This window comes from Nonomuraea sp. NPDC049784 (genome assembly GCF_040659615.1).
In the GTDB taxonomy this organism is placed as follows: domain Bacteria; phylum Actinomycetota; class Actinomycetes; order Streptosporangiales; family Streptosporangiaceae; genus Nonomuraea.
In genome coordinates, this window is the sequence record NZ_JBFAMX010000481.1 from 1 (window position 1) to 8,016 (window position 8,016).

The window sequence follows — 8,016 nt, forward strand, 5'->3', positions numbered from 1 at the left end:
GCATCCGCTGGTCCGAGGTACGGCCACGCGTGCCCGCGCCCGTGCACGCCGAGCCGGGGGCGCAGGCCCGCGAGCAGCGCCCGGTGCTTGAGGTCCGCGACCTGGTCAAGGAATATCCGCTGCTCAAAGGGGCGGTGTTCAAGCGCAGGGTGGGCACCGTGCACGCGGTGGCCGGGGTCAGCTTCGACCTCCGGCAGGGCGAGACGCTGGGGCTGGTCGGCGAGTCGGGCAGCGGCAAGACGACCACGCTGACGCAGATCCTGGAGCTGGCCCCGCCCCAGAGCGGCCGCATCGTCGTGCTCGGGCACGACACCGCGCGGCTCGGCGGCTCCGAGCGCAGGGCGATCAGGCGCGACATGCAGGTGGTCTTCCAGGATCCGCTGGCCTCGCTGGACCCGCGCATGACGGTGCACGACATCCTGTCCGAGCCGCTGCGTACGCACGGGCAGCGGCGACCGGGGCGGCGGATCGGCGAGCTGCTCGCCCTGGTCGGGATGGACGCCTCACACGCCGCCCGCTACCCGCAGGACTTCTCCGGCGGCCAGCGGCAGCGCATCGGCATCGCCAGGGCGCTGGCCCTGGAGCCCCAGCTGCTGGTCCTCGACGAGCCGGTCTCGGCGCTGGACGTGTCGATCCAGGCCGGGGTGATCAACCTGCTCGGCTCGCTCAAGGACCGGCTGGGGCTGTCCTATTTGTTCGTGGCGCACGACCTGGCCGTGGTGCGCTACATCGCCGACCGGGTGGCGGTGATGTACCTGGGCAGGATCGCCGAGATCGGCCAGGTGGACGCCGTGTTCGGCGCCCCGGCGCATCCGTACACGCAGGCTCTGTTGTCGGCGATCCCGCTGCCCGATCCGGTACGCGAGCGTGCGCGGGAGCGGATCCTGCTCGAGGGCGACCTGCCCAGCCCGGCCAACCCTCCGACGGGCTGCAGATTCCGCACCAGGTGCCCGAAGTTCCGCGCCGAGCTCACCGACGAGGAGCGGCGACTATGCGTGGACGTCGAGCCCGAGGTACGCCCGCTGGGCGAGGACCAGGGGGCGGCCTGCCATTACGCCGAAAGGCGCGAAGTCGTATAGACCTCGCCATACCAGGAGGAATTCGCTCGATGAAAGCATCACGTCTTGTCGTGGCCGTCGCTGTGACGGGCTCGCTGTGCCTTGCGGGCTGCGGCGGGGGCCCGGGGGGCGGCACCAAGGGCCGGGCGGGCGGCGGGGACGAGCGTACGATCAAGGCCTTCGACATCAACCTGCAGCCGCGCGACAAGGTCAAGGACGGCGGGACGCTGCGGTGGGGGATCAACGAGTTCCCCGCGCAGTGGAACAGGAACCACGTGGACGGCAACCTGGCCGTGGCCGCCTCGGTCAGCAACGCGCTGCTGCCCTCGCCGTTCGTGTCCAACGAGAAGGCGGAGATCTCGGTCAACCGGGACTACCTGCTCGACGCCGAGGTCACCCAGCAGCAGCCCAAGCAGGTGATCACGTACCGGCTGAACCCCAAGGCGAAGTGGTCCGACGGGAAGCCGATCACGTGGGCCGACTACCAGGCGCAGTGGCACGCGCTGAACGGGCGCAACCCCGCGTTCCACATCGCCTCGTCCACCGGCTACCAGGACATCGAGAAGGTGGCGCGGGGCAAGGACGACTTCGAGGTGGCGGTGACGTTCGACAAGCCGTTCGGGGACTGGCAGTCGCTGTTCAGCCCGCTGCTGCCGGCCTCCACCAACCAGACGCCCGAAGCCTTCGACCACGCCTGGCTGAACAAGATCCCGGTGACGGCGGGGCCGTTCAAGTTCGGGGGGTTCGACCAGACGGCCAAGACGATCACGCTCGTGCGGGACGACTCCTGGTGGGGCAACCGGGCCAAGCTCGACAAGATCATCTATCGGGCGTCGGAGCAGGACTCGCTGATCGGGGCGTTCAGCAACGGGGAGCTCGACATCACCGACGTGGGGCCGTCGGCTCCCGACTACGCGCGGGCCAAGAACACGCCGGGGGCGCAGGTCCGGCAGGCAGCCGGACCTGATTTCCGGCATTTCACCTTTAACGGGGGCAGCGAGCTGCTCAAGGATCAGAACGTGCGCCAGGCCATCCAGCTCGGCATCAACCGCCAGGCCATCACGCAGTCGGACCTCCAGGGCCTGGACTGGCCGATCGCCCTGCTGAACAACCACTTCTTCATGAACACCCAGGAGGGTTACCAGGACAACGCCGGGAAACTCGGCGTGTACGACCCCGCCCGCGCGCGGCAGATGCTGGACGCCGCCGGGTGGAAGCTGAACGGCACAGTACGGCAGAAGAACGGCAAGGTGCTCGATCTGCGGTTCGTGGTGCCGTCGGGGGTTCAGGTGAGCAAGCAGGAGGGCGAGCTGGCGCAGACCATGCTGGCCGCGATCGGCGTGAAGCTGACGATCAAGGCCGTGCCCAGCGACGACTTCTTCACCAAGTACGTCATCCCCGGCAACTTCGACATCACGCCCTTCGCTTACATCGGAACGCCGTTCCCCGTTTCCAGCAGTTACGGGATCTACGCGAACTCTCCCGACGGCAAGACGTGGAACGCCAACTTCGGCCGCATCGGCTCGCCCGCCATCGACCAGGCCATGAGCCGCGCCGCCCAGACCCTGGATCCGGCGCGGGCCCGGACATTGACGAATCGGGCGGATGCGCTGATCTGGCCGGTGGTCAATGTGCTGCCGCTCTACCAGCGCCCGCAGAACGTCGCGACCCGGCAGACGCTGGCCAACGTGGGGGCGCGCGGCTTCTACGACCTTCGTTACGAGGACATCGGCTTCACCGGCTGACCCATGTGGGTCTGTCGGTGGCGAGGTGTAGAAGTGGACGCGTGGCAACGAAGGTGACCTGGCCCCAGATCCTCGCGTGGCGCCTGCGCAGACAGTTCGTGAGCGACCACGGCGCGCCGGATGCCGTGGCGGTCGCCCGGCGGCTGTGCGGCGTCCAGACACAGGTCGCCTCGTCGGCCCAGCTCGCGGTGGCGGTCAGGCGCGGCAAGCCCGACCACGACGAGATCGACAGGGCCCTGTGGAGCGACCGCACGCTGGTCAAGACGTGGATCATGCGGGGCACCCTCCACCTCGTCCCCTCCGACACGCTGGCCGACTACTGCGCGGCCCTGAGCACTTTGCGCTTCTGGGAGAAGGGCTCGTGGCAGCGCGGCCACGGCGTCACGGCCGACGAGATCGCGGCGATCATCGACGCCGTCCCCCGCACCCTGGGCAACGGGACGCCCGCCGAGGGGACGCCCGGCGCAGGGATGCCCGGAGAACAGGCGTCCGGCGGGGCGGTGCCCGGTGAGAGAACGCCCGGCGAGGGAGCACCTGGTGGTCGGATGCTCGGCGTGCGGGCGCTGACCAGGGAAGAGCTCGTGGATGCTGTGGTGGCGGTGACGGGAGACGTTCACCTCAGGGAGGCGCTCACGTCCGGCTGGGGCGCCCTGCTCAAGCCGTTGAGCCGCCTGGGCGAGCTCTGCTACGGCCCGCCCCGCGACGGCAGGGTCACCTTCACCGCCCCGCGCGCCTGGCTCCCGGGATGGCCTGCCGCGCTCCCGACGTACGAGGAGGCCGGTGTGCGGGTGGCCCGGGCGTTCCTGGGCGCGCACGGGCCGGCGACGCCGGAGATGTTCGACACGTGGCTGTTCGGCGGCGTGGCGAAGAAGACGGTGCTGAAGGGGTGGTTCCGTGACCTCGCGCCCGAGCTGACCGAGGTCGAGACGGACGACGGGCAGACGCTGCTGGCGTTAACCGAGCACCTCGACGACCTGGCCGGCACCGGGCCCTCGACCGAGGTCCACCTGCTGCCGGGCTTCGACCAGTACATCCTGGCCGCCCCACGCACCCTCGCGCCGCTCATCCCGCCACCGCTCAAGCCCAAGGTGAGCCGCCAGGCGGGGTGGATCTCCCCCGTGGTCGTCCACGAGGGGCGGGTGGCCGGCGTCTGGGAGGCCAAGAACGGCCACATCACCGTCGACCTGGCGACCCCGGTCCCCCAGCAGCCCCTCGACGAGGCCATCGCCCGCGTCCGCTCCCTGCTGCCGTAACCCGCTGACCGCCGGACGCCGCGGGCGTGGCCCGGTTCCGGCCCGGTCGCGGCCTGACGAGCGCGTCTCGAACGCCGCGGCACCCAGCCCGCGACTGCGACGGCCCGAAGCGACGTCAAGTGCCGCTTGTGGCGATCACCCGGTCGGCAACGTCAGGTGGCGGCCATTACGCGGTCGACGATGCCCTTGGTGCCCTCCTCCCGCGCACAATGCGCGCAGCAGTACCAGTGCTCGCCCGACTGCACCCCATGTCCGATGACCTTGGTGCCGCAGTGCTCGCATACGGGCGCCATCCCCTCGATCGCGCACTGGAAGCAGTCGAAGGTGTGCACCGCTCCCTGCGCATGCACCTCGAACGCCATGTCGTAGTCGTTTCCGCACGTCTCGCAGACAGCCATGGTGATCCCCTTTGTAGTCGATCCGCCGGGGGGATACCCGGTTACGTGGTCTCTTTTCCTCAAAGAACCACCAATTTCCCCAAACGGCCCAACGTACTCAACTCAGGACCGATCCACCGCGAAGCGGGTCAGAAGGGGCAGACCCAGGAGCCCGAGGGCGGCTAGGGCCGTGGGCAGGCCGAGCCAGCTGCTGAGACCGGCCACGAGGAGCGGGCTGATCACGAACCCCGTGTACGAGATCGTCGACACCCCCCACACCAGCGTCCCGCTCGGATCGTCGGCGGCGGCCCGGCTGAGGAGGGCGGGCACCAGCGGGCCGAGCGCCAGGCCGGTCAGCGCGAAGCCCGCCATGGAGAGCAGCACGGTCCCGCCGAGCCCCGCCAGGGCGATCCCCGCCCCACCGCCCACCCCCGCCACCAGGTACAACATCTTCAACGGCATGCGAGGCAGCGCCTGCGCGACGAGCCGCCCGGCCGTCAGTGCCGCCATGTAGACCGAGGGCGCGGCACTCGACACCAGGGGCGTGGCGCCCCGGTGCTCCTCCAGCAGCAGCACCGACCACTGCTCGACCGAGTTCTCGATGATCAGCACGCATGCGGCCAGCGCCCCCACCGCGATCGCGGCCCCCCACAGGCCGCGCTTGCCGGTGTCCGAGGAGGTCGAGGGCGCACCTTGGCCCGCAGGCAGGGCCAGCGCCGACAAGGACGTGACGATCACGATGAGGGCGATGAGCAGGAGGACGGTGCCGACGTTCAGGCCGAGGGATCGGGCCAGGCCGGTGGCGGGGGCCGTCGCTATGACGGTGACCGGAAAGGCCGCGTGCACCGGCTGGAAGAGGCGGCGGCCGGTCTCGCGCTCGGCCCGCCCGGTGGCCAGGTTCAGCGCGATGTCGAGTGCCCCGCTGGCGGCGCCCACCACCAGCAACGCCAGCGGGAGCTGCCACGGTGCGGTCACCAGCCCGATCCCGGCCACGCTCACCGCGAACATGGCCGCCGTCGCCGTCAGCGCCGCACGTTCGCGGCCCCGCACCAGCCGTCCGGCCAGCGCCATCGCGGGCAGAGCCCCCACGGGTACGGCGCTCAGCGCCAGCCCCAGATCGCCCGCCGAGATGCCCAGCTCCAGTTTGATGGCGGGCAGGAGGGCCGACCAGGACCCCCAGAAGACGGCCCACGCTGCAGACACTGCGATAAGCGGCATTTACCGCGGCTCCTTGAAAATTTCGGTAATGTCACGGCAAAGATCAAGACCGTCCTTATTTACCCTGCCGAAGGGAAAATCGTGCTGATCCGAACCGTCATTGCGACCGCCCTGGTCGCGGCCGGTGTCGCCGCCACCCCCTCCTCCGCGTACGCCGCCACCGCCTCCTACACCCCCGAGCGCGTCTGCGGCCCCGGCTTCCACCGCGTCAAGGACGGCCACCGGGCGATGAAGACCCACGAGGGCGCGGTGTTCGGGCACGTCTACCTGATGTACAACAAGCGCAGCGGCAAGAACTGCGTGGCCGCGATCAAGACCGCGTACACCGGCACCCGCACGGTCACCGGCGCCTACCTGGAGGTGAAGGGCGGCGGCAGGTCGGAGGACGAGCAGAAGTACCAGTACTACGCCGAGACCGGCCACATCGACGGCGCCTGGAAGTGCGTGCGGTACGCCGGATGGACCCGCGACCCCAGCGGCCACGTGGAGGCCTGGGGCGGCCGCAAGGGCTGGAGCAACTGCAAGGGCTGAACAGCCCCGGTGTCCCGGCCGTCCGAGCGGAGGACTGAGGGCGGGGCGTCCCGCGCCCGCCCCCGTCCGCTAAGGGCAGACATCCTGGTACGGCACCCCACCCAGGTACCGGTCCCACTCGGCGGGCGACAGCGCGCGCCCGACCCGCGCGCACACCTCCTGCGCGACCCGTTCGCTTCGCACGGCGATCGCATGCACCGCCCCGTCCATCCCCGCGTACAGCGTCCCCCCATCCGCGCTGAACGCCAGCGACGACGCACCTTCCTCCCCCAGCCGGTAGGCCCCGCCGAGCCGCCGCCTGGCTTCTACGTCCCAGAGCTGGAGCACGCCCTTCTCCGTGACGGTGGCCAGCGTCTTTCCGTCGGGTGAGAAGGTCAGCAGACTGAGGTCGCCGGCGGCCCGGGGCATCGCGGGGCGCAGTGGTGTCGGCCCGTCCACCGACCACAGCCCGACCCGCCCGGTGGCGTCCTCCTTCACGGCCATGAGCCCGTCCCTGCTGAACGCGATCGCGTTGGTGGCCCCGAACCCCGACCCCACGGGTTTGCCGGTGGTGAGGTCGACGAACCTGCCGCCGAGCATCGACGCGTACGCCGTGCCGCCAGGCAGCAACGGCCCGCCCTGGTACGTGGTATCGATCGAGCTCAGCAGGTGGCCGTCTGCGGTGTCGAGTACCACCTGCTTGGTCACCGGTTTCTGCCCGTACACGATGTTCATCGCCAGCCGCCGCCCGTCCTGGCTGAAGTGCACGTCGGTGGGGGTACCGCCCTTCCCGGGGACCCGCGCCGACCAGAGCTTCGCGAGGGTCCGCACGTCCCAGAGCGTGATCGCGCCGTTGAGGTTCGAGACGGCCAGCCTCGTTCCGTGGAACTCTGCCGCCTCCTCGTACTCCGGGTCGAGGGGGAGGCGGCCGGTCTCCTTGCCCGCGTGCACGTCCCAGATCCGAAGATCCTCGTCGGATGCGAACACTGCCCACCGGCCGTCCGGGCTGAGCTGGTGGACCAGGCCCGGCACGGCCGTCACGTGAGTACGCGGCCGCAGGTCCAGGCTGACGACGGCGTCGTCCACGAGATACCGCAGCGTCCTGCCGTCGCGGTCGAAGCGGACGTCCGTCAGGTCGCCTTCGGCGCGGTAGTCGAGCACCGCCCGCCGGGTGCGAAGATCCCAAACCTGTACATCCCTGCCGCGGAAGGCGGCGAGGCGGCGGCCGTCCGGGCTGAAGCGCAGCTTGCTTTCGGATCCGCAGACATCGCAGGTCGGCTGGTCGCCGAAGGCGTGGCCCGAGGCGACGTCGACGAGCGCGATGCCAATCCCGTTACCGCAGGCGAGCGTCTTGCCGTCCTGGCTGAACGCCGCCATGTCATGATGATCCACGCAGGCGGGGAAAGGCCGCTCCACCCGCCAGTCCGGTAACGAGCGTTGGTCAAAGCGACCTCCCGGCAGCAGCACGTGCCTGCCCGATGGGTCCACGAGCGGATCGTTCACCCCGACCTCGCCGCGCTGCTCGAAGACGCCCTTGCCGAACCGCCTGCCGGTGGAGACGTCGATCAGGTAATCGATCTCGTCCCCGCCGAATATCACCGTGAGCGTGGTCTCGTGCTCGCCGAACAGGACGGTGTAGTTGTTCTCGAAAGCCGAGGGAAGGCGCCGTTCGAGCAACTTCCTGCCGGTCTTCAGGTCCCAGACACCGAACTCTTCGGTGGAGTTCTCGGCCAGCAGCCGGCCGCTGCGGCTCAGCGTGAGCGGGCCCACGATCGCCCCGCTGACCGTCATCCCGGGCCAGCTCGCCGTACGCCTGCCGGTGCGCACGTCGTACACGTTGACCCCGCCCTCGCTG

At 70.1% G+C, this 8,016-nt stretch carries 7 protein-coding genes; 4 read left to right on the forward strand and 3 right to left on the reverse strand.

Annotated features, from left to right (window positions below; genetic code table 11):
• From AB0J09_RS48665 to AB0J09_RS48675, 3 genes are all read left to right on the forward strand, one after another.
• A partial coding sequence (locus AB0J09_RS48665) for an oligopeptide/dipeptide ABC transporter ATP-binding protein (RefSeq protein ID WP_360707511.1) occupies window positions 1-1,079 on the forward strand: 1,079 nt, incomplete at its 5' end.
• 29 nt (window positions 1,080-1,108) lie between these two features.
• Entirely contained in the window at window positions 1,109-2,803 is a 1,695-nt protein-coding gene (locus tag AB0J09_RS48670) for an ABC transporter family substrate-binding protein (protein WP_360707514.1), read from the forward strand.
• Window positions 2,804-2,844: 41 nt separating this feature from the next.
• Complete coding sequence (locus tag AB0J09_RS48675) at window positions 2,845-4,056, forward strand: crosslink repair DNA glycosylase YcaQ family protein (protein WP_360707517.1); 1,212 nt, start codon at window positions 2,845-2,847, stop codon at window positions 4,054-4,056.
• Between the two features lie 152 nt (window positions 4,057-4,208).
• On the opposite strand, the gene AB0J09_RS48680 is transcribed toward AB0J09_RS48675, so the two are convergent.
• Window positions 4,209-4,454, reverse strand: coding sequence for a hypothetical protein (locus tag AB0J09_RS48680; RefSeq protein WP_360707519.1), 246 nt, complete (start codon window positions 4,452-4,454; stop codon window positions 4,209-4,211).
• Between the two features lie 102 nt (window positions 4,455-4,556).
• On the reverse strand, window positions 4,557-5,651 hold the full coding sequence (locus tag AB0J09_RS48685; RefSeq protein ID WP_360707521.1) for an MFS transporter: 1,095 nt from the start codon (window positions 5,649-5,651) through the stop codon (window positions 4,557-4,559).
• A gap of 81 nt (window positions 5,652-5,732) precedes the next feature.
• Between AB0J09_RS48685 and AB0J09_RS48690 the strand changes: the two genes are divergently transcribed.
• Complete coding sequence (locus tag AB0J09_RS48690; protein ID WP_360707524.1) at window positions 5,733-6,182, forward strand: hypothetical protein; 450 nt, start codon at window positions 5,733-5,735, stop codon at window positions 6,180-6,182.
• A gap of 69 nt (window positions 6,183-6,251) precedes the next feature.
• On the opposite strand, the gene AB0J09_RS48695 is transcribed toward AB0J09_RS48690, so the two are convergent.
• Window positions 6,252-8,016, reverse strand: a 1,765-nt coding sequence (locus AB0J09_RS48695) for a WD40 repeat domain-containing protein (protein ID WP_360707527.1), incomplete at its 5' end; no start/stop codon positions are given.

What these genes read in the sequence shown, in the direction of transcription:
- AB0J09_RS48685 (WP_360707521.1), bottom strand. Translation starts at nt 5,651, where the DNA reads ATGCCGCTTATCGCAGTGTCTGCAGCGTGGGCCGTCTTCTGGGGGTCC.
- AB0J09_RS48670 (WP_360707514.1), top strand. Translation starts at nt 1,109, where the DNA reads ATGAAAGCATCACGTCTTGTCGTGGCCGTCGCTGTGACGGGCTCGCTG.
- AB0J09_RS48680 (WP_360707519.1), bottom strand. Translation starts at nt 4,454, where the DNA reads ATGGCTGTCTGCGAGACGTGCGGAAACGACTACGACATGGCGTTCGAG.